The organism is Oscillibacter valericigenes (assembly GCF_021531435.1).
Lineage (GTDB): Bacteria > Bacillota > Clostridia > Oscillospirales > Oscillospiraceae > Oscillibacter > Oscillibacter valericigenes_B.
Map to the genome: position 1 here is coordinate 1 of NZ_JAFBIS010000082.1, position 462 is coordinate 462.

Consider the following 462-nt stretch of genomic DNA (forward strand, 5'->3'; position numbering starts at 1 on the left):
CAACAGTCTCAATGCTGAACTACCATTTTGTATTTTGCCCGCGCTATCGACGGAAGATATTTCTTATCGATGGTCTGGAAACCCGATTTAAAGAATCTGTTCTCCAAATCTGTGAGCAAAACCAGATGGAAGTTTTAGCCATGGAATGCCATGTGGACCACGTACATCTGTTTTTGAGTTCCCTCCCAAAGTATAGCCCCGCCGATATCATGCGTATCGTAAAGGGAAACACGTCCCGTGTACTGTTAAGTGAGTTCTCGGATATACTGCGAAGCCCTACGGTATGGACACGAAGCTACTTTGTCAGTACCGCAGGAAATGTATCAAGTGAAACGATACGCCGCTACGTAGAGACCCAGAAAACCCGTTAATGAAAGGGGGCCGCGTCATGGCAAGAAAATCACCCAGCGAGCACATCTTCGTTTTGACGCTGCCTCTCCAGTGTGAGACATGGCAAATCGA

1 protein-coding gene is annotated in these 462 nt (G+C 47.2%); it reads left to right on the forward strand.

Annotated features, from left to right (window positions below; genetic code table 11):
- A partial coding sequence (tnpA, locus tag JQM68_RS13660) for an IS200/IS605 family transposase (RefSeq protein WP_235223565.1) occupies nt 1-371 on the forward strand: 371 nt, incomplete at its 5' end.
- Nucleotides 372-462: the final 91 nt, after the last annotated feature.